This is a genomic window from Amycolatopsis sp. NPDC026612 (assembly GCF_040638285.1).
Classification (GTDB): domain Bacteria; phylum Actinomycetota; class Actinomycetes; order Mycobacteriales; family Pseudonocardiaceae; genus Amycolatopsis.
Genome location: NZ_JBEZYB010000007.1, coordinates 173,715 through 199,313 on the forward strand (window position 1 = coordinate 173,715; position 25,599 = coordinate 199,313).

General features: G+C 71.5%; 25 protein-coding genes. 4 read left to right on the top strand and 21 right to left on the bottom strand.

Annotated elements, in window-relative coordinates:
- Positions 1-94: 94 nt before the first annotated feature.
- Complete coding sequence (locus tag AB0F15_RS10580; protein ID WP_360268347.1) at positions 95-2,485, bottom strand: DUF6779 domain-containing protein; 2,391 nt, start codon at positions 2,483-2,485, stop codon at positions 95-97.
- 69 nt (positions 2,486-2,554) lie between these two features.
- Positions 2,555-3,016, bottom strand: a complete 462-nt coding sequence (locus AB0F15_RS10585; protein ID WP_360268349.1) for a DUF3180 domain-containing protein — start codon at positions 3,014-3,016, stop codon at positions 2,555-2,557.
- Positions 3,017-3,078: 62 nt separating this feature from the next.
- On the opposite strand from AB0F15_RS10585, the gene AB0F15_RS10590 reads away from it, so the two are divergent.
- A complete protein-coding gene (locus AB0F15_RS10590) occupies positions 3,079-4,014 on the top strand; it encodes a MerR family transcriptional regulator (RefSeq protein ID WP_360268352.1) in 936 nt (311 codons plus the stop codon).
- Between the two features lie 82 nt (positions 4,015-4,096).
- On the opposite strand, the gene folK is transcribed toward AB0F15_RS10590, so the two are convergent.
- From folK to dacB, 13 genes are all read right to left on the bottom strand, one after another.
- Positions 4,097-4,588 carry a 2-amino-4-hydroxy-6-hydroxymethyldihydropteridine diphosphokinase gene (folK, locus tag AB0F15_RS10595; protein ID WP_360268354.1) on the bottom strand — a complete coding sequence of 164 codons (492 nt, stop codon included), beginning with the start codon at positions 4,586-4,588 and terminating at the stop codon, positions 4,097-4,099.
- On the bottom strand, positions 4,585-4,944 hold the full coding sequence (gene folB / locus AB0F15_RS10600) for a dihydroneopterin aldolase (protein WP_360268357.1): 360 nt from the start codon (positions 4,942-4,944) through the stop codon (positions 4,585-4,587). Before folB ends, folK begins: the two co-directional genes overlap by 4 nt.
- The gene (folP, locus tag AB0F15_RS10605) at positions 4,937-5,734 is read right to left on the bottom strand and encodes a dihydropteroate synthase (protein WP_360268610.1); all 798 of its coding nucleotides are present in this window, start codon (positions 5,732-5,734) and stop codon (positions 4,937-4,939) included. The genes folB and folP overlap by 8 nt, the downstream gene beginning before the upstream one ends.
- 35 nt (positions 5,735-5,769) lie before the next feature.
- Positions 5,770-6,384: a GTP cyclohydrolase I FolE gene (gene folE / locus AB0F15_RS10610; protein ID WP_360268360.1), complete on the bottom strand. Its 615-nt coding sequence runs from the start codon at positions 6,382-6,384 to the stop codon at positions 5,770-5,772.
- The gene (gene ftsH, locus AB0F15_RS10615) at positions 6,353-8,755 is read right to left on the bottom strand and encodes an ATP-dependent zinc metalloprotease FtsH (RefSeq protein WP_360268363.1); all 2,403 of its coding nucleotides are present in this window, start codon (positions 8,753-8,755) and stop codon (positions 6,353-6,355) included. The genes folE and ftsH overlap by 32 nt, the downstream gene beginning before the upstream one ends.
- 201 nt (positions 8,756-8,956) lie before the next feature.
- A complete protein-coding gene (locus tag AB0F15_RS10620) occupies positions 8,957-9,778 on the bottom strand; it encodes an ESX secretion-associated protein EspG (RefSeq protein WP_360268365.1) in 822 nt (273 codons plus the stop codon).
- Positions 9,779-9,961: 183 nt separating this feature from the next.
- Positions 9,962-10,747, bottom strand: coding sequence for an ESX secretion-associated protein EspG (locus tag AB0F15_RS10625; protein ID WP_360268368.1), 786 nt, complete (start codon positions 10,745-10,747; stop codon positions 9,962-9,964).
- Positions 10,748-10,801: 54 nt separating this feature from the next.
- Positions 10,802-12,214 carry a hypothetical protein gene (locus AB0F15_RS10630; protein WP_360268371.1) on the bottom strand — a complete coding sequence of 471 codons (1,413 nt, stop codon included), beginning with the start codon at positions 12,212-12,214 and terminating at the stop codon, positions 10,802-10,804.
- Positions 12,215-12,236: 22 nt separating this feature from the next.
- A complete protein-coding gene (locus tag AB0F15_RS10635) occupies positions 12,237-12,602 on the bottom strand; it encodes a hypothetical protein (protein WP_360268374.1) in 366 nt (121 codons plus the stop codon).
- Positions 12,603-12,744: 142 nt separating this feature from the next.
- The gene (hpt, locus tag AB0F15_RS10640; RefSeq protein ID WP_360268377.1) at positions 12,745-13,296 is read right to left on the bottom strand and encodes a hypoxanthine phosphoribosyltransferase; all 552 of its coding nucleotides are present in this window, start codon (positions 13,294-13,296) and stop codon (positions 12,745-12,747) included.
- A gap of 3 nt (positions 13,297-13,299) precedes the next feature.
- Positions 13,300-14,259 (bottom strand): tRNA lysidine(34) synthetase TilS, encoded by a 960-nt coding sequence (gene tilS / locus AB0F15_RS10645; protein WP_360268379.1) that lies wholly within the window; start codon positions 14,257-14,259, stop codon positions 13,300-13,302.
- The gene (locus tag AB0F15_RS10650) at positions 14,256-15,266 is read right to left on the bottom strand and encodes a zinc-dependent metalloprotease (protein ID WP_360268613.1); all 1,011 of its coding nucleotides are present in this window, start codon (positions 15,264-15,266) and stop codon (positions 14,256-14,258) included. Before AB0F15_RS10650 ends, tilS begins: the two co-directional genes overlap by 4 nt.
- 93 nt (positions 15,267-15,359) lie before the next feature.
- Complete coding sequence (gene dacB / locus AB0F15_RS10655) at positions 15,360-17,708, bottom strand: D-alanyl-D-alanine carboxypeptidase/D-alanyl-D-alanine-endopeptidase (protein ID WP_360268382.1); 2,349 nt, start codon at positions 17,706-17,708, stop codon at positions 15,360-15,362.
- Between the two features lie 186 nt (positions 17,709-17,894).
- On the opposite strand from dacB, the gene AB0F15_RS10660 reads away from it, so the two are divergent.
- The gene (locus tag AB0F15_RS10660; RefSeq protein WP_360268384.1) at positions 17,895-18,413 is read left to right on the top strand and encodes an inorganic diphosphatase; all 519 of its coding nucleotides are present in this window, start codon (positions 17,895-17,897) and stop codon (positions 18,411-18,413) included.
- A gap of 115 nt (positions 18,414-18,528) precedes the next feature.
- Here AB0F15_RS10660 and AB0F15_RS10665 read toward each other — a convergent pair whose 3' ends face one another.
- Positions 18,529-20,184 (bottom strand): MDR family MFS transporter, encoded by a 1,656-nt coding sequence (locus tag AB0F15_RS10665; protein WP_360268387.1) that lies wholly within the window; start codon positions 20,182-20,184, stop codon positions 18,529-18,531.
- Positions 20,185-20,421: 237 nt separating this feature from the next.
- Here AB0F15_RS10665 and AB0F15_RS10670 point away from each other — a divergent pair, with 237 nt between their 5' ends.
- On the top strand, positions 20,422-20,685 hold the full coding sequence (locus tag AB0F15_RS10670) for an inositol monophosphatase family protein (RefSeq protein WP_360268389.1): 264 nt from the start codon (positions 20,422-20,424) through the stop codon (positions 20,683-20,685).
- Here the strand turns inward: AB0F15_RS10670 and glyA are convergent.
- The 5 genes from glyA to AB0F15_RS10695 form a co-directional block, all read right to left on the bottom strand.
- Positions 20,673-21,941, bottom strand: coding sequence for a serine hydroxymethyltransferase (glyA, locus tag AB0F15_RS10675; RefSeq protein ID WP_360268391.1), 1,269 nt, complete (start codon positions 21,939-21,941; stop codon positions 20,673-20,675). The two genes, AB0F15_RS10670 and glyA, sit on opposite strands and share 13 nt — an antisense overlap.
- A 148-nt stretch (positions 21,942-22,089) precedes the next feature.
- Positions 22,090-22,515, bottom strand: a complete 426-nt coding sequence (locus AB0F15_RS10680) for a 50S ribosomal protein L11 (RefSeq protein WP_360268394.1) — start codon at positions 22,513-22,515, stop codon at positions 22,090-22,092.
- Between the two features lie 33 nt (positions 22,516-22,548).
- Positions 22,549-23,067, bottom strand: a complete 519-nt coding sequence (locus AB0F15_RS10685) for a gamma carbonic anhydrase family protein (protein ID WP_360268397.1) — start codon at positions 23,065-23,067, stop codon at positions 22,549-22,551.
- Positions 23,068-23,086: 19 nt separating this feature from the next.
- Entirely contained in the window at positions 23,087-24,292 is a 1,206-nt protein-coding gene (locus tag AB0F15_RS10690; RefSeq protein WP_360268616.1) for a M14 family metallopeptidase, read from the bottom strand.
- A gap of 106 nt (positions 24,293-24,398) precedes the next feature.
- Entirely contained in the window at positions 24,399-24,986 is a 588-nt protein-coding gene (locus AB0F15_RS10695) for a TetR family transcriptional regulator (protein ID WP_360268399.1), read from the bottom strand.
- 124 nt (positions 24,987-25,110) lie between these two features.
- Between AB0F15_RS10695 and AB0F15_RS10700 the strand changes: the two genes are divergently transcribed.
- Positions 25,111-25,566 carry a GreA/GreB family elongation factor gene (locus tag AB0F15_RS10700; RefSeq protein WP_360268402.1) on the top strand — a complete coding sequence of 152 codons (456 nt, stop codon included), beginning with the start codon at positions 25,111-25,113 and terminating at the stop codon, positions 25,564-25,566.
- The last annotated feature ends 33 nt before the right edge of the window (positions 25,567-25,599 follow it).

Below are 25,599 nucleotides of genomic sequence, written 5' to 3' on the forward strand. Positions count from 1 at the left end.
GGTTCACCTGGGTACTACGGCCGCCGGTCCTCGCGCGCACCTGTGCCCGCCCGGTGCGGCAAGCCGCTGACCGGCGCTCCACCCAGGCTCAGGCTCAGTCCTCCGCGCGCCTGCGTCGACGCGGCGTCGCGCCGGTGCCGCCGTTTGCCGCCAGCAGCTCGCTCACCGAGCGGCCCGCCGCGTGCGAACCGCTGCCCGGTGCGGGCTCGGCCGCGCGACGGCCGTTGTGGGCGCCGTTGTGGGCGCCGTTGTGACCGTTGCCGTTCTGCTGCTCGACGTCCGCCGGGTCGACCGGGGTCATGTTGCGGCGGGACATCGAGGCCCGTTCGGCGACCATGCCTTCCCAGGCCGGCGGCTCGCCGTCCGGGCGACGGCGGCGGCCGGAGCCCGGTGGCTCCGGCGCGGGCACCGCGGGCAGCTGCTGCGAGTCGTCCGGCTTGCGGCGACGGCCACCGGATCCACCCTGGAAGTTGCGGACCGACTCCGGCAACGTCGGGTTCGCCGTCGGCGCGGCGGCCTGGGCGGCCTCCGCGGGCGCACGGTGCGAACCGTGCCGGGACGGCGGCGGCTCCTCGAGGATCGGCGACATGTCGGCCCGCGAGAACTGCTCCAGCCGCGACGGACGACGGCCGTCGGCGGCCGGGACCGGCGTGGTCGGCGGCACCACCGGGGGCAGGTCGGTGCGCGACGGCTGCCGCGGCGCCGGGTTGCTGCTCGGCACCGGCGTCGTCGGCGGGACGACCGGCGGGAGGTTGGTCCGGGACGCCGTGGCGTCCCGGGGCATCGGCGGCGGAGCCTGCTTCGGCTCGGGCGGCTTCGGCCGGTTAGGCCGCTGACGCTCGGCGAAGTCGTCGCGGTTCTGGAAGGCCGCGCTCAGGTCCTTGACCGGCCGGATGTCCGACCGCGACATTTCGGACGGCTTCGGCGGCGGCGGAGCCGCCGGACGGCCCGGTGCCGGTCGCGGCGGTTCAGGGGCCTTGCGAGGGTCGGGACGCCCGCCGTTCGGCTGGCCACCGTTCAGCTGGCCGCCACCGTTCAGCTGGCCTCCGCCGTTCGGCTGGCCGCCGACGCGGGGGATGTCCGGCCGGGACATTTCCACCCGCGGGATGTCCGGGCGCGACATCTCCACCCGCGGGATGTCCGAACGCGACATCTCGACGCGCGGAATGTCCGGGCGCGACATCTCCACCCGCGGGATATCGGGCCGCGACACCTCCACCCGGGGAATGTCCGAACGCGACATCTCCACCCGCGGGATATCCGGGCGCGACATCTCGACGCGCGGGATATCCGGGCGCGACATCTCGACGCGCGGAAGGTCCGAACGCGACATCTCGGCCCGCGGGGTCTCCGGCCGTGACGCCTCGACCCGCGGAAGGTCCGAACGGGACACCTCGGCGGGCCGCATCATCGGGCGGGACATCTCCGCCCGGCGCGCGGGCGGCGGCTCGGGACGGCGGATCTCCGTCTTCGGCTCCGGCGGGCGGCGGATCTCGGTGTTCGGGTCCGCCGGACGCCGGATCTCGGTCTTGGGCTCGGGGGGCCGCGGCGTGTCCCGGCGCTGCGGCTCGGCCGCGGCCTCCGGACGGCGCTCGGGCGGTGTCATGGCGACTTCGTCGGGCTTCGGCAAGCGCATCGGCTGCGACTCGGCCTGGCGGCGCGCCGCCTCGGCCCGCAGCTCGGCGGCCTTCAGCTCGCGCTGCGCGGCGTTCAGCGCCGGGTCCACCGGCGGCACCGGCGGACGGCGCTCGCTCAGCGGCTTCGGCCGGGCCATCTGCTGGGTGCTCTGCACGGAGACGTTCGCCGGAACCTTCGGGGCAGGCTTGCCGCCGAAGCCCTTCCCCTTGCCGAGGCCCTTGCCGTTCGCGGGCTTCCCGCCCGAGGCCTTGCGGCGGCGCTCGTCGAGGACGCGGTCGATCAGCTCGGTCGGCCGCTCGCCGCCCTCGACCACCGGCTTCTTCCCGGCCATCAGCTGGGCGGGCTTCTTCTTCGGCCCGCCGTCGGGGATCATCCGGTTCTCGTCGGACACCTTGCGCATCCGGGTCGCCTGCGCGGTCAGCGCGACGCGTTCGAGCAGCACCTCGCCGCCGAACAGTGACTGGAGACTGTCGCGTAGCGCGGACACCTCGGCGCGCAGCGCCTCCAGCTCCTCGCGTCCCTTGGAGTCGGCCACAGAGCTTTTCTCCGCCTCCATCTCCAGCTCGTACTCACGCCGGGCCGCGATCTCGCGTTCCAGCTCCAATTCGTACACAGCCTGCGCCTCGGCGACCGCGTCCTCGCTCTGTGCCGCGTGCTTGCGGTACTTCACGGCGAGGAAAGCGCCGATCAGGGCAGCCCAGAGGGCCGCGACGATCCCGAGCCGGAGATAGCGGAGATCGTCGCTGAGCACCAGTGCGAGAGTGGCTCCGATAGCGAGGAAAAAGCCGACGACGAGCCACGGCCTGCCCAGTAGGCGGCCGCGCGAGTCGTCACCCACGCCGGTCATGACTGACACCGTACCTGCTCGTAATCCGAACGAGACCTACTCGGTCCAGCGAGCGGTGTGATTCCAGCGCTAACCGGTCGTCCCGCGGGTGTGCTCGCGATCGTGGTCGCGGGGGGTCCGGCAGCAGTGTTCGAGCCACAAACCCGCTGCTACCAGGGCCGCGGCGGACACCACGCCGACGACCGCGGCGCGGGTGTCGAGCACCGCGGCGACGAGTTCGTCACGTCGGGGAAAAAGATAGGCGAGCGCGGCCAGCCAAGCGCCGGCCATGAACGCTCCGCCCAGTGACGAAGCCTTGGCGAGGGCCACCGATCGGGCGACCCCGATCGCGGCAACGAGGCGGCCGTTCTTGATCCGCGACCGGATCGAGAACGCCAGCCCGACCTCGATCACGGCCAAGACGGCGAAGGTGACGCCGGCGAGCAGCGGCAGCTGCGGCAGCGAACCGTAGGCCGTCTGGAAGAGCAGGTAACCGAGAACCAGACCGAGCAGCCCGGCCACCACGAGGTCACGGGGCCGAGTGAAGTGCATGCCTCGAATCGTACCGTGAAAGAGTTGACTCTCCACCGACTGGAGAGTTCATCATGCGTCTTGTGGGCACCACCGCAACCTTCACCATCGGCGAGCTGTCCCGGCGGACCGGCCTGCCGGTCAAGACGATCCGCTTCTACTCGGACGAAGGCCTCCTGCCGCCGACCGAGCGGACGGACGCCGGCTACCGGCTCTACGACGCGGCGGCGATGGCCCGCCTGGAGCTGGTCCGCACGCTGCGGGAGCTGGGTCTCGGCCTGGCCGAGGTCTCCGCCGCCTTGAGCCAGTCGACGACCGTCGGCGAGCTGGCGGTCCGGCACGTCGAGGCGCTCGACGAGCAGATCCGGCGGCTGCGGCTGCGCCGGGCGGTGCTGCGCGCGGTGGCCAAGCGCAATTCCGAACTGGAGGAAGTGAACCTGATGAACCGTCTCGCGTCGATGTCCGACGAGGAGCGCAAGCGGCTGGTCGACGAGTTCTGGGACGAGATGGTCGCCGGGCTCGACGTCGACCAGGAGTTCTACCGGCGGATGCGCTCGGGTAAGCCGGAGCTGCCCGACGACCCGTCGCCCGAGCAGCTCGAGGCCTGGATCGAGTTCGCCGAGCTGATCCAGGACCCGGACTTCCGGACCTTGATCCGCGGGATGAGCGAAACCCAGGCGCAGCAGATCAAGGACGGCGAGTTCCAGCAGCCGGCCGAGGCCTGGCGGACTCACTGGACGTCCTGGATCACCCGCGCTCAGGAAGCTCTGGACGCCGGGGAAAGCCCCACGTCGGAGCGGGGGCAAGCGCTTGCGGCCGACATCGCGGCGGCGTCCGCGCGCCCCGGCCAGGACGCGGAGCCGGCCTCGTTCCGCCGCGAACTCGCCGACCGTTTCGCCGCGAGCGGAGACGCGCGCGCCGAGCGCTACTGGCAGCTGCTGGCGACCATCAACGGCTGGCCGCCGGTCCCGACCACCCAGCCCGCCGTCGGTTTCATGATCGCGGCCTTGCGCGGCTGAGCGCACGAGGACGGCAGCTCGGCGACGGACCGGGGGTGAGCGGTAACAGCCACCTCCGGTTCACCGATATGTCGCCTTCGCGTCAGCGCAGGGCGAGATCGGTGCGGCGGACCGTGGCGAGCTCCGCGGCCGGGCGGGCCCGCAGCAGCGCCGCGATCGGGCCGTGGCCCGGCAGTACCGCGTCCGGGGCGATCTCCGCCCACGGCACCAGCACGCTCGCGCGGTCCGGCGTGCCCGGATGGGGCAGCAGCAGCTCCGGGTCCTCGGAGGTCACGCCGTCCACGGTGACCACGTCGACGTCGAGGGTGCGCGGGCCCCAGCGCAGGTCGCGGACCCGGCCGGCGGCCTGCTCGGCGGCCTGGCCGGTGCGCAGCCACGCCCAGTGGTCGCGCGCCGGGTCGTCGACGACGCACACGGCGTTCAGGAAGTCCGGCTGGTCCTCGACGCCCCACGCCTTGGTCTCGTACACGCTCGACACGGCGACCAGCGCCGGCCGCACCGCGTCCAGCGCCAGTCGCAGGAACCCCAGCCGGTCGCCCAGGTTGGACCCGAGCGAGAGCACCGCACGGCTCACCGGTCGCGCCGGACCGTGACGGCCACGTCGTCGAAGCTCAGCGGAATCGGCGCGGACGGCTTGTGCACCGTCACCTCGACCGCGCTCAGGCGCTCGTCCCGCAGCACTTCACCGGCGATCTTGCCCGCGACGCTCTCGATCAGGTCGTACGGCTCGCCCGCGACGATCCCCGCCGCCAGCTCGGCCAGCTCGCCGTAGTGCAGGGTCTTGGTCAGGTCGTCCGACGCGGCGGCCGGCCCGAGGTCCAGCCACACCGTGACGTCGACGACGAACTCCTGGCCGTCCCGCTTCTCGTGCTCGAACACGCCGTGGTGCCCGAACACGCGCAGGCCGGTCAGCGTGATCCGGTCAGCCATCCGTCCTCCAAGCGGCGGCCACCGCGACCGCGTCCAGCGACGCCCCGACCTCGTGCACGCGCACGCCCCACGCACCGGCCGCCGCAGCGAGCGCGGAGATCGCGGCGGTGGCGTCCTCCCGGCCGTCCGGCGGCCGCGGGGTGCCGTCCTTCCCGGACAGCAGACGACCGAGGAACCTTTTGCGCGAGGCGCCGACGAGCACCGGGAAACCGAGGGAAAGCAACGAGTCCAGCCCGCGCAGCAACGCCCAGTCGTGCTCGGCGTTCTTCGCGAACCCGAGCCCGGGGTCCAGCACGATGGCGTTCTCGGCGACCCCGGCCGCGAGCGCCTCGTCCACTCTGGACAGCAGTTCGGTGCGCACGTCCGCCACCACGTCTTCGTACTTCGCGAGCGCCTGCATGTCCTGGCTGTGCCCGCGCCAGTGCATCAGCACCCAGGGCACCCCGGCCTCGGCCGCGACCCGCGCCATGGCCGGATCGGCCAGCCCACCGGAGACGTCGTTGATCACCTTCGCGCCGGCTTCGAGCGCGGCCGTGGCGACGGCGGCCCGCGTGGTGTCGACCGACAGCGCGACGCCTTCGGCGGCGAGCGTCTTGATCACCGGCAAGACGCGCTGCAGTTCGGTGGCGGCGTCCACCCGGGACGCCCCGGGCCGCGTCGACTCGCCGCCGACGTCGATCAGGTCGGCGCCCCGCGCCCACATCTCGTGGGCGTGCTCCAGCGCCTGGTCGAACCCGAGGTACCGCCCACCGTCCGAAAAGGAATCGGGCGTCACGTTCAGCACGCCCATCACGACGCACCGGCCGGGCGCGGGAAGCCCCACGCTCACCGGCGCGCCTTGATGAGGTCGAGCGCCTCCGCCCGGGACGACGGCGAGTTCTTCAGCTGGCCCCGCACCGCCGAGGTGGTGGTGCGGGCGCCGGGCTTGCGGATCCCGCGCATGGCCATGCAGAGGTGCTCGGCTTCGATCACGACGATCACGCCCCGCGGCTCCAGCTTCCGCACGAGGGCGTCGGCCACCTGGGAGGTCAGGCGTTCCTGGACCTGGGGGCGCTTGGCGTAGAGGTCGACCAGGCGGGCGAGCTTGGAGAGCCCGGTGACCTTCCCGGCCGCGTTCGGGATGTAGCCGACATGGGCGACACCGTGGAATGGCACTAAATGGTGTTCGCACTGGCTGTACATCGGGATGTCCGTGACCAGCACCAGCTCTTCGTGCGACTCGTCGAACGTGCGGTCCAGCACCGAGTCCGGCTCGGTGTACAGCCCGGCGAACATCTCCTTGTACGCGCGGGCGACCCGGGCGGGGGTGTCCTTGAGACCTTCCCGCTCCGGGTCTTCGCCGCAGGCCAAGAGGAGCTCGCGGATCGCCTTCTCCGCCCGGTCGTGATCGAAGACCGGGCGGAGGGCGTCACTGGGGCTTGTCTGGTCCGTCCACGTCACGACGCTCCCCCTCGCTCTGCTGGTTGCCGGCTTGGTCGGCGAACCAGCCATGCTCACGAGGGCGTTCGTCACCACCGGGCCGCCACGACTGGCCCGGCTGTCCGCCCGGCGAGGTCGCGGGCGTCCAGCCCGGAGGGGCACCGTAGTTCGGCGGGCCGCTCTGGCCTGCCGGGCCGCCCGGCTGGCCGCCGTAGTTCTGCGGCCAGTGCGCCGAGCCGTTGGGACCACCGTTCGGGCCGCTGTGGGGACGGCCGCCGTTCGGGTAGGCGCCCGGCTGCGGCGGGGCGTACGGGTTCGCGTTCGGGTCGACCGGGGACGGCGACGGGTACGGCGGTCCGCCCGGCAGGTCGCCCGCGCCCTGCGCGGTGCCGACCGGGGTCGGCTCCGGCTTCAGGACCGGCTTCTCCTTCTCCGGCGGCGGCCACGGCTCGCCGCGCTCCATCGCCAGCTCGCCCGGGGTCTTGATCGGCGGCTTGTCCGACGGCGTCCGCTCACCGAACTCGTTGAACACGGTGATGTGCGGGCGCTTCTCGACCGTCGCGAAGATCCGCTCCAGGTCCTTGCGGGTCAGCGTCTCCTTCTCGAGGAGCTCGATGACCAGCTCGTCGAGCACGTCGCGGTAGGTGTTGAGCACGTGCCACGCCTCGGTGTGCGCCGTCTCGATGAGCTTGCGCACCTCCTCGTCGATCTCGTGCGCCACCTCGAGCGAGTAGTCCGCCTGCCGTCCGGCCGACCGGCCGAGGAACGGGTCACCCTGCTCCTGGCCGTACTTGACCGCGCCGAGGCGGGCGCTCATGCCGTACTCGGTGACCATCGCGCGGGCGATCTTCGTCGCCTGCTCGATGTCGGACGAGGCACCGGTGGTGGGCTCGTGGAAGACGAGCTCCTCCGCCGTGCGGCCACCCATCGCGAAGACCAGCCGCCCGATCATCTCGGAGCGGGTCATCAGGTCCTTGTCGTCCTCCGGGACGAGCAGCGCGTGCCCACCCGTGCGGCCGCGCGGCAGGATCGTCAGCTTGTAGACCGGTTCGATGTCCGGCATCGCCCACGCGGCGAGCGCGTGCCCGCCCTCGTGGTAGGCCGTGATCTTCTTCTCCTTCTCGGAGATGATCCGGCTCTTGCGGGCCGGGCCGCCGACGACGCGGTCGACGGACTCTTCGAGCTCGACGTCGCTGATCACGTGCCCGTTCTTGCGGGCGGTGAGCAGCGCGGCCTCGTTCAGGACGTTGGCCAGGTCGGCGCCGGACATGCCGACGGTCCGCTTGGCCAAGCTGCCCAGGTCGGTGCCCTGAGCGATCGGCTTGCCCTTGGCGTGCACCTCGAGGATCGCGCGACGGCCGCGCATGTCGGGCGCGGACACCGGGATCTGCCGGTCGAACCGGCCGGGACGCAGCAGCGCCGGGTCGAGGATGTCGGGCCGGTTGGTGGCCGCGATCAGGATGATCCCGCCACGGGCGTCGAAGCCGTCCATCTCGACGAGCAGCTGGTTCAGCGTCTGCTCGCGCTCGTCGTGCCCGCCGCCGAGGCCGGCGCCGCGCTGGCGGCCGACCGCGTCGATCTCGTCGACGAAGATGATGCACGGCGCGTTCTGCTTGGCCTGTTCGAACAGGTCGCGGACGCGCGAAGCACCGACACCGACGAACATCTCGACGAAGTCCGAGCCGGAGATCGTGTAGAACGGCACGCCCGCCTCGCCGGCGACGGCTCGGGCGAGCAACGTCTTACCGGTACCGGGCGGCCCGTAGAGCAGCACGCCCTTCGGGATCTTCGCGCCGAGCGCCTGGTAGCGCGCCGGGTTCTGCAGGAAGTCCTTGATCTCGTACAGCTCTTCGACGGCCTCGTCGGCACCCGCGACGTCCCCGAAGGTCGTCTTGGGCATGTCCTTGTTCAGCTGCTTGGCCTTGGACTTGCCGAAGTTGAGGACGCGGTTGCCGCCGCCCTGGGCGTTGTTCATCATCCACATCAGCAGGCCCAGGATGAGGGCGAGCGGGATGGCGAAGATGAGGATCTGCGTCAGCACGCCCTGCTGGGTCACCTTGGTGGTGAACTTGGCCCCGGCGTCGCCATTCTTCGCGGCCAGCAGCTTGTCGTAGATCTCAAGCGCCGCGTTGGCCGGGTACTGCGAAATGATCTGGGTGGTCTGCTGCCCGTCGACGTCGATCGGCTTCGAGAGGAGCAGCTTGACCTGCTGTTCCTTGTCCTCGAGGCTGGCTTCCTTGACGTTGTTCGAGGTGATCTGGGAGTTCGCCACCGAGATGGGTGCCTGGGTGTACCCACGATCACTGTCGAAGATCGTGTTGTACGCGAACAACGCCAGCAACCCCGCGACGATCCACAGCAGTGGGTTCCTGAGCACGCTCTTCCGGTTCATACGACTCGGCCCTGGTGGCCTCGACCCTCCCTGGTTGGGCGGCTCCTGTGATACCCGCCATCACGATCTTGACAACCCGTGGTGCCTGAACACCTGCTCATCAGGGTACCGTCCGCTGCCGCGTTCATCCCCTGTGAGCCTCTCGCAGGTCAACGGGCGATACCGTCCCCGGGTTCCCGGCCGGTGTCCGCGCCGGTCACGCTATCGCGTGCCCTCCGACACACTGCTCACCATCTCGCCCAGCCGGATCCGCAGCGTCGCCGGGTCGGCGGGGGCGACCGTGACCCACTCCCTGCCGTCCGTACCTGCGCGGGAGAGGCTCAGGTAGCGCCCGGTCGCGGTGTCGAACCAGGCCAGCACGCGGGACCGTTGCTTGGTCCCGACCGGCGACCGGCTGTTCGCTGCCAGCTGACCGCCTCGCTGCCGCGGCTGCCCGGCGATGCGGCCGTACGCCTCGCGCGGATCGGCCGTGAGGCGTTCGCTCAGCGGCGTCCGGCGCGTCCGGCCCCGCCGTTTGTCTTCTTCCTCACCCGGCGACGACGGCAGCGGCACCCGGATCGGCGCGGTGTGCAGGGCGTCGTCCAGCGGGAGCGTGAGCGACGCCTCGCTACCGCGTGGCGCGGCGGGCAGCACCCCGACGACGGCCGAGACCAGGCCGTCCGGCGGGACGTCCCGCAGCCAGATCCCGTCGGCGTCCTGGATCGCGAGCACGCCCTTGGTCTCGTCGGCCGCCGCGAGCACGCCGACCGTGGGGGTCTGGAACTGCGGGATGTGCAGCGCGTCGATGGTCAGCGGGGCGAAGGCCAGCAGGTGCAGGGCATCCTCGAACGGCGGCGCGAGCCTGCCGCGTGGGTCGCGGATGCCGCGCGCCTTCAGCTCGACGTCGGTGCGGTGACGCAGCGAGACGCGTTCGTTCTCCGTTGCGCCGTGCGACCGGATGATCAGCGGGTAGGGCAGCTCCCCGACCTGCGCCGACTCCCAGAGGAAGTCGAACGCCAATGGCGAGAAGAACTCTTGCATCATCACTCTCCCGAATCGGACTCTCGCTCAGCGTAGCCCGCACCACCGACAAAACCGGAGCGTTCCGGTGGCGGGCTGGGCACGTCCGAAGAACCCGGACCGATCCTCCCAGAGGCCGGCCGGGCTCGGCACGACGGTTCGGCACGTTCGGCAGGAACCGCCCACCGGGAGCCGAAACCCTGGTCGTCAGACCGGGCTGGTCGTCGCGGCTCCCGCGAGCATCTCGCCGAGGAGGTGGCGCAGCGTGGCGGCGTCGGCGGGGGCGATCGTGATCCAGTCCCGGCCGTCGTGGCCGCGGGTGCCCCTGGTGAGGTAGCGGCCGGTCTCGGTGTCGAACCAGCCCAGTACGGGCGTGCGGGTGCGTCCGCCCAGCCGGTTCCGGGCGTTGGCACCGATCTGGCCGCCGCGCAGCCGCGGCTGCGCGAGCAGCCGGGCCAGCGCCTTGCGGTCCTCGTCGGCCGAAACGCGTTCGCCGCCGTTGCCGCGTCGCTGCCGGAAGTCGCCGCCGGGGGTGCCCACCAGCTGATCCCGCGGCACCGTGATCGACTTCTCGCTGCCGCGCGGGGCACCCGGCAGCAACGAGACGATCGCGCCGGCGAGCCCGTCGGACGGGCACGGCTGCAGGTGCAGGCCGCGGGTGTCCTGCACGGCCAGCAGGCCCTGGTCGCCCAGCACGCCGGCGACCGCGAGCAGCGGTTCGGCGTCCGGGGCGATCAGCTGGACGGCGTCCAGGCTCAGGTCGGGCGTGGCCAGCACGCCGAAGTAGTCCTCCATGTGCGGCTCGGGCCGGCCGCGGCCGTCGGCGAGACCGCGCGCGGTGAGCCCCTCCAACGTGCGGCGGCGCAGCACCGCCCGCTCGTCGACGGTCGCGCCGTGGGAACGGATGCGCAGCGGGTACGGCAGCTCACCCAGCCCGGCGGACTCCCACAGGAAGTCCACCTCGACCGGGGTGAGCAGCTCAGCGTTCGGCATCGAGCCACCCCCAGGAAGGGACGAGCCGGGCGCGCGGCGCGCGCCCGGCTGCTGTCAGCGGTCTTCGTCGTCCGCGGACCACGCGCCGATGACCGGCGGCGGGGTCGCCTGGTTCGCTCCGAAGGCCTCGTCCGGGTCCGCCTCGATGAGGAAGGACGCGTGCGTGTGCTCCTCGTCCTGCTCGCCCTGGGCACCGCGCGGCGCCATGCCGCCCATGCCCGGGCTCATCGGCGGCGGCGTCTGCCCGCCGATGGTGCCCGCGGACGAGACGAGGCCCGGCTGCGGGCCCTGCGCCGAAGCGGCGCTCTGGCCCTGCCCTTCGGCCGAGGCCAAGGTCGTCTCGTTCTCGGCCTTCGCGCCGGACTTGCTGCCCTTGCCCAGCGCGCGGGACGCCAGCGCGCCGAGGCCGCCGGCGGCACCCCCGATGCCGAGGCCCATGCCGACCTTGCCGAGCGGGTTGGTGCCGCTGCCGGCGGGCTGAGCGCTGCCCGAGCCGACGTGGCCCGCGCCGGTGCCGGTGCCGGCTCCCGCGACCGTGCCGCCGGGTGCGTCGCTGCCGAGTGCCGCCGCGTCCTGGCCGAAGCCCGCACCCGCGACGCCGCCGTGTCCGCCGTTCGGGCCGACGCCGGCGTGCTGCGCGTCGAACGCGCCGCCGTGGCCGCCGAAGCCCGTGCCGTTCGCGGCGAAGACCGCGCCGCCCGCGCCCGGCAGGCTGCTCACCGAACCCATGCTGCCGACGGAGTTCACCGCGCCGAACGACACGGAGTTGTGCGACGCCGTCGGCTTCATGCCGAGCGACTCCGGGCCGAAGCTCGGGGTCGAGCTGTCGATCTCGCTCATCGCCTGCGTGTAGGCGTTGAACATCGCGACCTGCTGCGCCTTGACGTCGTCGGCCGCGTCGGACTGCACCTTCTGGTCGGCGAGCATCGCCGCCGGGCCGCCGGCCAGCGCGGCCGCCATGGCCTGCTTCGGGTCGAACTTCTTCGGCGGCGGCATCTGCTTGACCGCCGCGGCCGCCGTGGACTGCCGGTGGAGCCGGTCGGACATCGTGTGCGCGGCCTCGGAGGCCTGCGAACCGGAGTTCGCGATCGCCACGAGCGCGCCCTGCGCACCCGCGGCACCCTTGCCGACCCACGCGTTGCCCAGCTCGGCGATCGCGTTGTACAGGTGGTCCGACGCCTGCTTCAGCTCGGTACCGTGGTGCGCCCACACCTGCCCGGTCGCGTCCGCCGTGCCGGGCTCGTTGTTGTCGCGCGCGGCGTGGTAGAGCTCATCGCTCTCCTGGGCGTTCCAGTTCGGCGGGTTGGCGATCGCGCGGTCGTCGCCGACGTCGAAGCCGTCGGACCGGCCGCGGGCGTTCTCGACGATGTTCTGCGACGCCGAATTGTCACCGAGCGAGACCAGCGAGCCCGGACCAGCAGGGCCCGGAGTGGTCGTCGACGGCTGGTCGCTTTGGTTCGGAGCCATGACTACGAGTTCCCCTCTGGACTCAGGCGTTGCGGAACGGGTCGGCCGCGGCCTGGTCGATCTCGTGGTACCGGGCCATCGCCGTGACGATGCCCTCTTCGGCGGCGGAGTACTGGTCGAGCAGGTTCTTCAGCGCGGCGGCGTAGGAGTCGCCGCCACCGTCCGCGCGCTGCACGAACTTCGCGGCGATCGCGTGGCCGACCGGGTTGTCGCCGAGCTGCGGCGGCTGGGCGAGCGTGCCCGCGCCGGCGAGCAGGGCTTCGACCGCATCCTTGCCGGTGCGGATCTTGTTCAGCACGGTCTGCGCGGCGTCGGGGTCGATCCCGACCTGACCCGCCGCGGCCGCGGCCTTGAAGGCGTTCGCATCGGCAGCGCTGCTGTTCCCCATCTGAGCTCTCTCCCGTTCCCCCGACCCGGTCACCGCGGGCACGACTTGGTCTTCGCATAGGTTAACGCACGTGATCAGAGCCTATGACGCAATCGGCGAAGCCGGGGTTCCGCAAATCCGGTAGTTGCGGTGAACGGTCGGCTCAGGAGGCGTACACCTTCGGGTCGAGGGTGCCGATGTAGGGCAGGTCCCGGTACCGCTCGGCGTAGTCGAGGCCGTAGCCGACGACGAACTCGTTCGGGATGTCGAAGCCGATGTACTTCACCGGCACGTCCACCTTCACCGCTTCCGGCTTGCGCAGCAGCGAAACGACCTCGAGCGACGCGGGGTTGCGGCTGGCGAGGTTCTTCAGCAGCCACGACAGCGTCAGGCCCGAGTCGACGATGTCTTCGACGATCAGGACGTCGCGGCCCGCGATGTCGCGATCGAGGTCCTTGAGGATGCGGACGACGCCGGACGACGAGGTCGCCGACCCGTACGAGGACACGGCCATGAATTCCAGCTGCGTCGGCAACGGCAGCGCACGGGCGAAGTCGGTCATGAACATGACCGCACCCTTCAGGACGCCCACCAGCAGGAGTTCGCCCTGCCCGTTGGCCGGGTAGTCGGCAGCGATCTGCTCCGACAACTCCGCGATCTTGTCCTGGATCTGCTGCTCGGTGACGAGCACGGAGGCGATTTCGCCCTCGTACACGGGTCATTCCCCTCGGGTGGTGGGTTGGGAGATGACGCAGAGCCTGCCACGTGCCCGGCGCGCTTCCAAGTTGCCCGGCAACCAGACACCGCCTTGACCACGCCACCGGGCGACGAGCCCGTCGACCGCGCGGAGGTGCGCGTCAGTGAGCTCGCGCACACCCGATTGCAGCAGCCACCTGCGAAGAACCCGCCGCCGCAGTGCCGCGGGTTCGGCCGCGAGCACGGCGGCTTCCAGTCCTTCGGAGCCGCCCACGCGGGTGAAGATCAGGTCCGCCAGTGTGTCCAACGCCTCGTTGTCCTCACGCAGCTGCGCGGCCGTGCGGGCCAGTGCGGCGGCCACTCCGCCGTTGAGGACGTCTTCCAGGAGCGGCAGGACTTCGGTGCGCAGCCGGACGCGCGTGAAGCGCGGCTCGGCGTTGTGCGGGTCGTCCCACGGCTCGACGCCGAGCTCGGCGCACGCCGCCCGGGTGGTCGTCCGCGGGACGGCGAGCAGCGGCCGTCCCCACGGCGGGTCGTGCGGCCGCATCCCGGCGACGCTGCGCGGGCCGGAGCCGCGGCCGAGCCCGAGCAGGACCGTTTCCGCCTGGTCGTCGAGGGTGTGGCCGAGCAGCACGAGGCCGTGGCCGGCCAGCGACCGGTAGCGGGCCTTGCGCGCGGCGGCTTCCGGGCCGCCCGGGCCGGTCACGTCGGCCTGGCGCACCTCGGCTTCGTCGACGCCGAGCGACTTCGCCGCGGCCGCCGCGTCGAGCGCGATCTTGGCCGAACCCTCCTGCAGGCCGTGGTCGACGACCAGCGCGCGGACGACGTGCCCCCGGTGGTGCCCGACGTGCGCGGCCGCCTCGGCCAGCGCGAGGGAATCGGCGCCGCCGGAGACCGCGACGCAGAGCTCGGCCGGCACCTCGACCGTCTCCAGGAAGCCGCGCACGGCCCGGCGGACGGCCGCGACCGCCTGCCCGGTCATCCGTGCAGGCGCCGGACCCACGCGGCCGGGTCGGCGATCTCGGCCCGTGACGGCAGGGTGTTCGGCGACCGCCAGACGGCGTTGAAGCCGTCCATGCCGACGGCGTCCACGACGTGCTTCGTGAACTTCGCGCCTTCTTCGTACTGACGGATCTTCGCGTCGACGCCGAGCAGCGCCCGCAGCAGCCGGTCGAAGACGCCGCCGCCCTTGCGCCGGGCGGTGAACCGCGCGCGGATCGTGTCGACACTCGGCACGACCTGCGGCCCGACGGCGTCCATCACGTAGTCGGCGTGCCCCTCCAGGAGCGTCGAGAGCGCGAGCAGCCTGTCGAACACCGCGCGTTCCTTCGGTGACTGGAGCAGCTCGGCGAGGTTCAGCTTCGGACCCTGTTTGATCGCGTCCGGCAGCCTGCCGACCAGGTCGGCCAGGCTGTCGGTGCCGCCGCCCGCGAGGCCGGAGACGAGCCGCTCGACCTCGTCGGCGAAGTAGTCGCGCAGCCACTTGACCGCGGTGAACTGGAGCCGGTGGGTGCATTCGTGCAGGCAGACCCAGAGCCGGAAGTCGTGGCCGGGCACGTCCATCGCCTGCTCGGCGGCGACGACGTTCGGCGCCACCAGCAGCAGCGTGCCGGCGCGCTCGGGACCGCCGAAGGGGTCGTACTGGCCGAGGACGCGGCTGGCGAGGAACGCGAGCACCAGCCCGGTCTGCACGCCGGCGCCGCCGGCCAGGATCGGGCCGAGCGGGCCGCCCTGCTGCGGCAGCGCCCGCCCGGTCAGCGCGTCCAGCCCGGCCGCGGCGGACCGGACCCAGCCGGGGCGGTCGACGACTTCGCCGGGCAGCAGCGGCAGGTCGAGACCCAGGTTCGTCAGCTGCCGCACGTGCCCTTCGGCCTCGACGGTCAGCTCGCGCAGGTCGGTGACGGCCTCATCGGCCCGTTCGCGCGGCACCTGCGGACCGCCGCGCACCAGCAACGCGCCGGTCTGCGCGGCGATCGCCCAGTCGACCATGGGCCGGGTCTGCGTTTCCTGACTCACCCTTCCGACGCTACCTGCCCGGTGTCGGTTTCCGGCCACGATCTTCGTACGGTTCGGCGTCCGCCGCTACGCGCAGCCGCACTTGCGGAGGCTCGTCGCGAGGGCGTCGATGGCGTCGCGGCCGGGTTCGGTGTCGGAGCCGTTGGACATGAACGCGAACACCAGCACCCGGCCGTCCTGGTCGAGGACCAGCCCGGCGAGGGTGTTCACGCCGGTGAGCGTGCCCGTCTTGGCCCGCACCCAGCCCCGGCCCGCCTGCGATGCCGGCGTGTCGAACCGCTTGTCGGCGAGGGTGCCCGAGCCACCGGCCACCGGGAGGCCGGCCAGCACGGGGCGCAGCTTCGCCGTGCCCGGGTTCTTGCCCTCCGGGGCCGCCGCGGCCGCCAGGAGCTGGGTCAGCAGCCGCGCGGGGATGCGGTTCTGCGACGAGATGCCGCTGCCGTCGGAGAGCGTGACACCCGAGACGTCGAAGCCGTGGTCCTTCAGGACCTTGATCGTCGCCTTGGCGCCGCCGGCGTAGCTGGCTTCTTCACCGTTCGCGAGCGCGACCTGCCGGGCGATCGCCTCGGCGAGGACGTCGTCGGACAGCACCATCAGGTCGGACACCAGCTCGGTCAGCGGGGCCGACTTGACCTCGCCGACCACCTTCGCGTCCTTGGGCGCGGTCGCCTGGCCCCCCGCCGAAGCACCCAGCTTCGAGGCGATCGTCGACGCGAGCGCGCTGCCCGCGTTCGCCGTGCGCTGCGAGTTGTTGTCCTTGGCGTTGATGCGGCCGCCGTCGGCCATCACCGGGGACATCTGCGTCGCGTACGTCGACGGCGCGTCGCCCGCTTCCCAGCCCGGCGCGGTCGTCGGTCCCTTGAACAGCGTCAGGTCGACCTGCACCTTCTTGACGCCCGGCACCGCCTTCTTGACCTGCGCGACGAGGTCGTCGACGTGCGCACCGCCCGGGTACAGCGGGGAGTCGGTGCCCAGCGGCAGGCTGGTGAGCGTCGTGTCGCCGCCGCCGACCAGGATCACCGTGCCCGGGTCGGTGCCCTGCACGATCTTCGTCGAAAGCCGCAGGTCGTGATCCAGCGAGAGCAGCGCGGCCGCGGACGTGAGCACCTTCGTCGTCGACGCGGGTGTCACCGGCGTCGACGAGCTGTGGTCCCACAGCACGGTGCCGGTCACCGGGTCGGTCACGCTGCCGGTGAGCTGCCCGAGCGCGCTGTTCCCGGCCGCCGAGGCCAGCGCGGACTTGACGCCGTTCGCGGTCGGCGCCGTCCCGGACGTGGCAGGCCCCTGCAGCTGACGCGTGGCCGCGACCGGCGACGGCGCGTCGCCCTTGGGCGCGTTCGGCGCCCACGGCAGGCTCAGCCGGTTCGCCACCTTCGGCGTCGCCGCGGCGACCCCGGCCCCGGCCAGCACCAGGAGGACGACCACGGCGAGCGCGATCAGCTTGCCCTTGCGCCGCTTCTTCGGCGGCCCGTCGGTGGACGACGCCTCGGCCGCGGGCGGCGCCGGGGGCTCGGCGGGCGGTGGCTGGTCGGTCCGGGCCGGTTCGTTCCGGGGCTGGGGCTGCTGCTGGAAGACGCCGGGGAACTGGCTGGGCCGCTCGATCCCGACGGTCGCCTCGGCGTCGAACCGCTGCCCGTCCGGTTCGATCCGCTGCGGCCGGGCCAGCGACCCGGCGGACGCCGACGGCACCACCCCGCGCGGCGGCTCCGGCGGCAGCCCGGGACGGCGGTCACCCGGTTCGGCCGGACGGTCGCCGGCGCGGTCCTCCCGCAGCTCGATGCGCTGACTCCAGGGTGCGTCGGTGCGCTGCTCCGGCGGGGCCTCTTCGCGCGGAGGCTGTGCTCCCCCGCGGTTCAGCTGCTCGTCACGGCGCTGCTGCTCCGCACGCCAGTGCTGCAGCTCTTCACGCCACTGCTGCTGCGGCTCCTCCGGCTGCTCCGGAGGCCGGACCGGGCGCTCGACCGGCACCACCGGCGTCCGCTTCACCTCGATGTACTGGGTGCTCTCCTCGGCCGGCGCCGGCGCGGCCGGTTTCGGCTCGGGCTGCTCGACCTGGATGTACTGGGTGCCCTCTTCCGCGGGTGGTGGCTGCGTCGACACCGGCGGCTGCTGCTTCGGCTTGCGGCTGCCGAGCCGGTCGGCGAGGTCCTGCTTGGCCGGGGTCGGGGGCTCGGGCGCCGCCGCGGTCTCCGGCTCCTCCGCGGGCGCGTTGAGGCCGGGGACCGGCTCGGGCGGGACGTTCGGCGCGAACCACGATCCCTTCGGGGGCTCACTGCCTGTGACCTTGGGCACGCTCGCGCGATTCCCGCCGCTCTCCGGCGGGTCGGGCAGCGACATCGGGGTGGTCTTCCGCACGCCGGACGACGAGCGGTCTTCGTCCGACGAAGGCCACATCGGCTGATCGTTTTCCGGCACCCACCACTCCTTCTCACCTGCCCCGAGAGGGGCCAAGCTCACATGCCGCGTGGCCGACATCGATGCGGCCCCGCTGCAGGGCGTAGTCCACACTAGGAGACGTCAAGACAGTCATGAAGGTTGCCGCCCGCGACGCGGGGAGGTGACATCCGGGGCCCGGATCCGAGAAGAAGCAGCGAGGACGGCGTGGAGTTCGACGTCACGATCGAAATCCCCAAAGGGGAGCGCAACAAGTACGAGGTCGACCACAAGACCGGCCGCATCAAGCTGGACCGGACCCTGTTCACGGCCACGCAGTACCCAGCCGACTACGGCTTCATCGACGACACCCTCGGCCAGGACGGCGACCCGCTCGACGTGCTCGTCCTCGTCCAGGAGCCGACGTTCCCGGGCTGCCTGATCCGCTGCCGCGCGATCGGCATGTTCCGGATGACCGACGAGAAGGGCCCGGACGACAAGGTCCTCGCGGTGCCCAGCGCCGACCCGCGCCTGGAGCACCTGCGCGACATCCACCACCTGAACGAGTTCCACAAGCTGGAGATCCAGCACTTCTTCGAGGTCTACAAGGACCTGGAGCCCGGCAAGAGCGTCGAAGGTTCGTCCTGGGTCGGCCGCGCCGAGGCCGAGGCCGAGATCGCCCGGTCGTACGAGCGCGAGACCGACCGCCTGGCCAAGGAAGCGGCCAACGGCGGCTCGGCCCACTAGCCCGCACGGAAAAGGCCCCCTCGGGATCTCCCGAGGGGGCCTTTGACAACCGGGGCTTCGCCCCAGGTCGGGGGCTCCGCCACCCGGAGCCCCCGTAACACTTCATTTCCCGTGGTCAGTGCGCCAGGGCCAGCGCCGGAGCGGCGTCGGCCTCGGCGTCCGCGCGCTGCTCCATCGCCGACTTGTCCGACAGCGGCTTCTCCTTGAGGAACCAGACCAGCGCGAAGCCGACGGTCAGCACGATCCCGCCGACCAGGAACACCGTGCTCATCGACTCGGCGAAGCCCTGCAGGATGGGCCGGGCCAGCGTCGGGTCGAGGGTGGACAGGAACGACGTGTCGTTGACGTCCAGCCCGCTCTGCAGCTGCTTCGCGAACTCCGGGTGCTGCGCCAGCGCCGCCGTGTAGGCCGGCGTGGTCATCGCCGAGCGGATGGCGTTCGCGATCCGGTCGCCGACCGTGCCGAACAGGATCGACAGGAACACCGCGGTGCCCGCCGTGCCGCCGATCTGCCGGAAGAAGGTCGCCGCCGAGGTGGCGACGCCGATGTCCTGCGGACGGACGTCGTTGGTCGCGGCCAGCACCAGCGTCTGCATCGAGGCCCCGAGGCCGAGGCCGATCACGAAGGCGATCACCATGACCAGGGCCAGCGAGGTGTCGACGGTGATCGTCGACAGCGCGAACAGCGCCGCCGCCATCAAGCCGATCCCGGCCACCGCGAACATCTTGTACCGGCCGGTCCGGGAGATCACCACGCCGCTGCCGAGGCTCGCGATCATGATGCCGAGCGTCAGCGGAAGCATCTGGAGGCCGGCCTGGGTCGGCGTCGCGCCCTTGACGATCTGCAGGTACAGCGGCAGCGACATCATCGCGCCGAACATTCCGGCGCCCTGCACGACGGTGACGATCGTCGACATCCGGAACACGGACCGCCGGAACAGGCGCAGCGGCAGCAGGGCCGCGTCGCCCATCCGGCGTTCGATCCACACGAAGGCAGTCACACCCAGTGCGCCGACGACGTACATCGCGATCGAAGCGGCGGAGCCCCAGCCCCACTCGCGGCCCTGCTCGGCGACGACCAGCAGCGGCACCAGGCCCACGGCCAGCGCCACGGCGCCCCAGTAGTCGACCTTCTGGTCGACGCGGGTGTGCGGGAGGTTCAGCACCTTGGTGACGACGACCAGCGCGGCGAGCGCGATCGGGACGTTGACCAGGAAGACCCAGCGCCAGCCGGTGATGCCGGCGAAGGTGTCGATGCCGGCGAAGAACCCGCCGACGACCGGGCCGGCGACGCTCGAGATGCCGAAGACCGCCATGAAGTAACCCTGGTACTTGCTGCGCTCCCGCGGCGCGGTGATGTCGGTGATGATCGCCAGCGCCAGCGACATCAGGCCACCGGCACCGAGGCCCTGGAAGGCGCGGAACGCGGCGAGCTCGTACATCGACGTCGCCATGCCGCTGGCCAGCGAGCCGACCAGGAAGAGCGAGATCGCCGTCAGGTACATGGGCTTGCGGCCGTAGAGGTCGGACAGCTTGCCGTACAGCGGCGTCGAGAGCGTGGCGGTGATGAGGTACGCCGTGGTGGCCCAGGCCTGCAGGGACAGGCCGTGGAGCTCGTCGGCGATGGTGCGCATCGAGCTCGACACGATGGTCTGGTCGAGTGCGGCGAGGAACATGCCGAGCATCAGCCCGGACAGGACGGTGAGGATCTGGCGGTGAGTCAGTTTGCCGTTCGTCGCGGCTGCTCCTTCCGCCGTGGTGGTGTCGCTCATGGTGGTCTCCCTCGGGAAGTCTCCGCGTAGTTGCTTGTACCGCTCAACTACTTGCCTGAGCCAAGTATTCCTCGGGAAGCTTGTACTGTGCAATCAAATATTGTGTGAGCCGGGTCTCCTCGCCGCTTGACGGCTCGCGCGAGCACGGTGACCTCGGCGGACGGGACGTCGAGGCCGGTCACGAAGCCGTAGAGGCTGGAGAGCGTCGCGGAAGCGGCCGGGCGGTCGCTGACCGCGGTGCTCGGGGAAGTCGCGGCGGTGCGGAACCTCGGGCCGACGTCGTGGCAGGTCGCAGACGTCGCCGCCGGCCGGCTGGACCTGTTCTGGCAGTACGGCCGCGACGCGGCCAACCGAGCCGGCGCCGCCCTGATCGCGCGGGAGGCCGGCGCGGTCGTCACCGCCGCCGGCGGCGCCCCGTGGACGCCGTCGGCCGGCAGCTTCGTCGCGACCGCACCGGCCCTGCACGCGCTGGTGCTCGACGCGCTGGCTCAGGCGGAGTAGCCCGGGATGGGGAACGGCGCCAGGAACTCGCGGATCTCCGCGGCGATCGTGTCCAGCGCGGACTCGTCGTCGGCGGCCGCCGCGGTGATCGTGCGGTCGATCCACGCCGCCACCTCGACCTGGTGCTCCGGCCGGAGGCCGCGGGTCGTGATCGCGGACGTGCCAAGGCGGATACCGGACGGGTCGAACGGCTTGCGCGGGTCGAACGGCACCGTGTTGTAGTTCAGCTCGATGCCCGCGCGGTCGAGGGCCTGCGCGGCCGGCTTGCCCGCGACCCCCTTGTTCGTCAGGTCGATCAGCAGCAGGTGGTTGTCCGTGCCGCCGGACACGAGGTCGTAACCGCAGGCCAGCAGCGCGTCGGTCAGCGCGCGGGCGTTCGCGACGATCCGGTGCGCGTACTCGCTGAAGTCCGGGCGCTGCGCTTCGCCGAGCGCGACGGCGATCGCCGCGGTCGTGTGGTTGTGCGGACCGCCCTGCAGCCCGGGGAACACCGCCTTGTCGACGGCCTTGGCGTGGTCGGCGTCGGAGAGGATCATCGCGCCGCGCGGGCCGCGCAGGGTCTTGTGGGTGGTCGTCGTGATCACCTGCGCGTGCCCGACCGGCGACGGGTGCGCGCCGCCCGCAACCAACCCGGCGATGTGCGCGATGTCGGCGACCAGCACCGCGTCCACCTCGGCGGCGATCTCGGCGAACGCCGGGAAGTCGATCGTGCGCGGGATCGCCGTGCCACCGGCGAAGATCAGCTTCGGCCGGTGCTGCCGGGCGAGGTCGCGTACCTGGTCGAGGTCGACGCGGCCGGTCTCCTTGGCGACGCCGTACCGCACCGGCGTGAACCACTTGCCGGTGGCGGACACGCTCCAGCCGTGCGTGAGGTGGCCGCCGTCCGGCAGCGCCATGCCGAGCACGGTGTCGCCCGGCTGCGCGAAAGCGAGGTACACGGCCAGGTTCGCCGGCGATCCGGAGTACGGCTGGACGTTCGCGTGGTCGGCGCCGAACACGGCCTTCGCGCGCTCGATGGCGAGCTGCTCGACCTGGTCGATGAACTGCTGGCCCTCGTAGTAGCGCTTGCCCGCGTAGCCCTCGGAGTACTTGTTGGTGAGCACGGTCCCGGTGGCTTCGAGCACGGCCTGCGAGACGTAGTTCTCCGACGCGATCAGGCGGATCTTGTCGTGCTGCCGCTTGGCTTCGTCCTCCACGAGCCCGGCGATGGCGGGATCGCCGGCGGCGAGGGCATTCAGTTTCGGCTGGTGTGTCATGGCGTACTCCGGCTCTGGAGTGGCCTTCACCCAGGCGCGCGGTGCCGGCCTCGTCGTCGCTTCCCGGTGGTGCTCCACCTCGATGGCGCCAGTCGCTGCTGCGGGAACAGCGTAGTCCACACCGCTCGAACCTCGATTTACGCGCGGTTCAGGGCACGACCACGACACCCATCGACCGGGCCGTGCCCGCGATCGTGCGCATCGCCGCCTCGACGTCGGAGGTGTTGAGGTCCGGCAGCTTCCGCTCGGCGATCCCGCGCAGCTGAGCTTCCGTCAGCTTGCCCGCGACCTCGTGCCCGGGTCGCGAAGAACCCTTGTCCCCCAACGCTTTCTTGATGAGGAACGACGTGGGTGGCGTTTTGAGGCGCAGCGCGAACGAGCGGTCCTCGAACACCGAGACGACCACCGGCACGATGTCGCCGCGCTGGGCCGCTGTCGCCGCGTCGTAGGTCTTCTTGATCTCGACGAGGTTGACCCCGGTCTGCCCCAGCATCTTGCCGAGGTCGACGACCGGGGCGTTGCCCGCGGTGAGTTCCAGGGTGACCTGGTGGGTGAGTTTCTTCTTCGGAGCCATGCCCCGAAGCTAGGATCTCCAGTTACTGGAAGGTCAAACCGGTTTTGTTCCCGCGCGATGCCGGCGCGCCAGCTCCTGGTAGATCGCCGCGTTGTGCTCGACCCACATCCGTGCCGAGTCGGTCAGCGGGACGAACTTCTTCGCCGGGCTGCCCATCGCGATCACCTCTTCCGGCACCTCCGTCGACGGCGTGACCGTCGCCCCGGCGGCGACCAGTGCCCGCGCGCCGATCTTCGCCTTGTCGAGGACCGTCGAGCCGTTGCCGATCAGTGCCTGCTCCCCGATCGTGCAGTCGTGCACCAGGCACTGGTGGCCCACGGTGACGTTCTTGCCCACTTCGCAGACGCCGTCGTTGACGTGGATCACCGAGTTGTCCTGGATGTTGGCGCCCTCGCGGATGACGATCCGGCCGAAGTCGGCCCGGATCACCACGCCGTACCAGATCGAGGCGTCCTTCTCGACGACGACGTCGCCGATGAGGGTGGCGGTGGGCGCGATCCAGGCGTCCGGGTGGACCTGCGGGCTGAGCCCTTCGAACGAGAACAGAGGCATGCCCGCACCCTAAACCGCCTCAGCCGGTGATCGCGGCGTTGATCAGGATGTCGACGGCCTGGTCGTTGCGGGTCGTCTGCGGCCCGATCTGGGTGTCGCGCGGGTAGAAGCCGGGGCTGCTGCCCTTCGGGTACATCTCGAAGGTGAAGCTCCAGATCTTGTGCGTCGCCCACATCCAGTCGTTGACGCTGCCGTCGGTGATGTACAGGTCGCTGGACTGCTCCGGCGTGTAGCCGTTGGTCGCGGCCATCTGCTTGCCGAGCGTCTGGAACTTCTGCGCCTCGGCGGCGGTCAGACCCGGCGCGGTGTCGGCGTAGGTGTAGCCGAACGGCCAGAGCACCAGCTCGGAGTAGGTGTGGAAGTCGATGTGCGTCTTGATCTGCTGGACGCCGCCGACCACCCGCGAGTTCACCCAGTTCGAGACGGCCCGGGTCTCGGGCGCGGAGAACGCCGCCGTGCCGCGGTAGGTCTCGCTGGACGTCGAGCCCGACGAGCCGCCGCAGCAGCCCCACTTGTAGCCCCAGTTGCGGTTGGTGTCGGTACCGGGGCCCTGGCGGTTCTTGCGCCAGCTGTGGAACGTGCCGCCGGAGATGTCGTACTCGGAGCCGTCCGGGTTGACGCTGGGGATGACCCAGATCTCCGTGCTGTCGACGAGCCGCTTGATCGCCGGATCCGTCGCGTACCCGCTGGTCAGCCGCTGGACGATGTGCAGGCACATCTCCGTGGTGAGGTGCTCGCGCGCGTGCTGGTTGCAGGTGAAGAGCACCTCGGGCTCGTTTTCGTCGGTGGCGGCGTTGTCGCTGATCTTGATCAGCGAGAGGGCGCGGCCTTCGTACGAGGTGCCGGCGCTGCCCAGCTTGGTGAGCGCCGGGTAGTTGGCGACGGCCTTCTGCAGCTCGGTCTGCGTCTCCGCGTACGTGTGGTAGCCGGTGTAGCCGGCCGGGAAGTCCTCGACGGTGGCGGTGCCCTGCGGCCGGTTGACCTTGCCGAGTGCCTTGACGCCGAAGCCCAGGGCGCGCAGCCGGGTCGCTTCGCCGGGGTTGGCGATGACGGTGGTCGTCGCGCCGTCGGCGTCGAGGATGTCGGCGCCGGTCCGGGCGACCTCGGTGCGCTGCTGCGCGGTGGCGGCGCCGGTCACCTCGTACACCTGCGGTCCGCCGGGCTGGGCGGCACCGGCCGGGCCGCCGGTGGTGAGCACCAAGAGGACGGCCGCGGCCGCTGCCATGCACGTTCGTGTGCGCATCACGTCTCCTGCTCTCGGGGGTCCTTCGACCTTGGCCGGAGCCGGACGTAGTACGCAATCCGGAGCAGTACGGATCTATTGGCGGTTTCTACCCGTAGTTCGCGAAGCAGAGCGCCTCGATGTCGGCACGCAGCGTGGCGAACGACCGCGGGCGCACGCGTTGCTGGACGACCGTGCCGAGCAGGTAGGACAGGAGCGCGCGGGCCCTGGCGCGCGGGTCGTCGACGTCGAGCGGGGCGAGGAGTTCGGCGAGAAGTTCCGTGAGCGACGTGAGCATCACGTCGATGGCCTGCGGGTGCTGCGCGCGTCCGGCGGCGATCCAGTACTCGAACCAGAGGAACGCGGCGTTGGGGTTCGCGGCGAAGACGCTCAGGTACTCCTCGAGGACGGCGAAGAGCCGCTCGCGGGGTTCGTCGTGCTTCGCGGCGACCTCGCGCAGGCCCGCGGCGAAGGCGGTGATGTGCGCGGCCATCGCCCGGTCGATGAGGACGTCGATGTCGGCGAAGTAGTAGTGGATCGCGCTCTTGGTGAGCGGCCCGGCGTCGGCGATGGCCCGGACGGTGCACCCCGCCAGCCCGTCACGGGCGAGCACGACGCGGGCGGCTTCGACGATCTGGTCCTGCTTCGCCAGCTGGTTCGGTGAGAGCCGCTCGCTGCGACCGGGGACTGCGCTCACGGTGATTCTCGTTACCTTCTTCCTGGACGCCGAACCCGAAATCCTAGGGCAGACGTCCTGCGCGCGGCTTTCGGGTGAAAAACCGGATTGGCCACCCCGGTCCGTGCAGCGGACAATGCCCGGCATGGTGATCTCAGGGGACAAGGGGCTCAGCCCGGCTGCGCGCAGCCAGCTGGAGAAGGAAATCGCGAACTTGCGCTCACAGCGGGAAGCTCTCGCGCCGCAACCCGGCGAGCAGGAACGCACCGGGGACGCGGCGGACCAGGCGGACGTGATCGACCGGGCGGAGTCCGCCGCCCGGCTGGACCGCCAGATCGCCGAACTGGCGGCCAAGATGGAGCACGGCGGCTACGGCAACTCCCAGCTCCCGGACGGCACGATGGTGACCCTCCGCTTCTCCGACGGAGACGAAGAGACGTTCCAGGTGGTGACGGTCCCAGGCGAGGACGCGGACGCGATCACGTCGGACAGCCCCCTGGGCCTTGCCCTGGTGGGCCGCAAGGCCGGCGACGAAATCACCTACCGAACCCCCCGCGGCGACGCGAAGGCCACGGTGGTCAAGCTGATTCCCCCGAAGTAACCCCCAGCCACCCGAAGGGCCCCCAGCCACAAG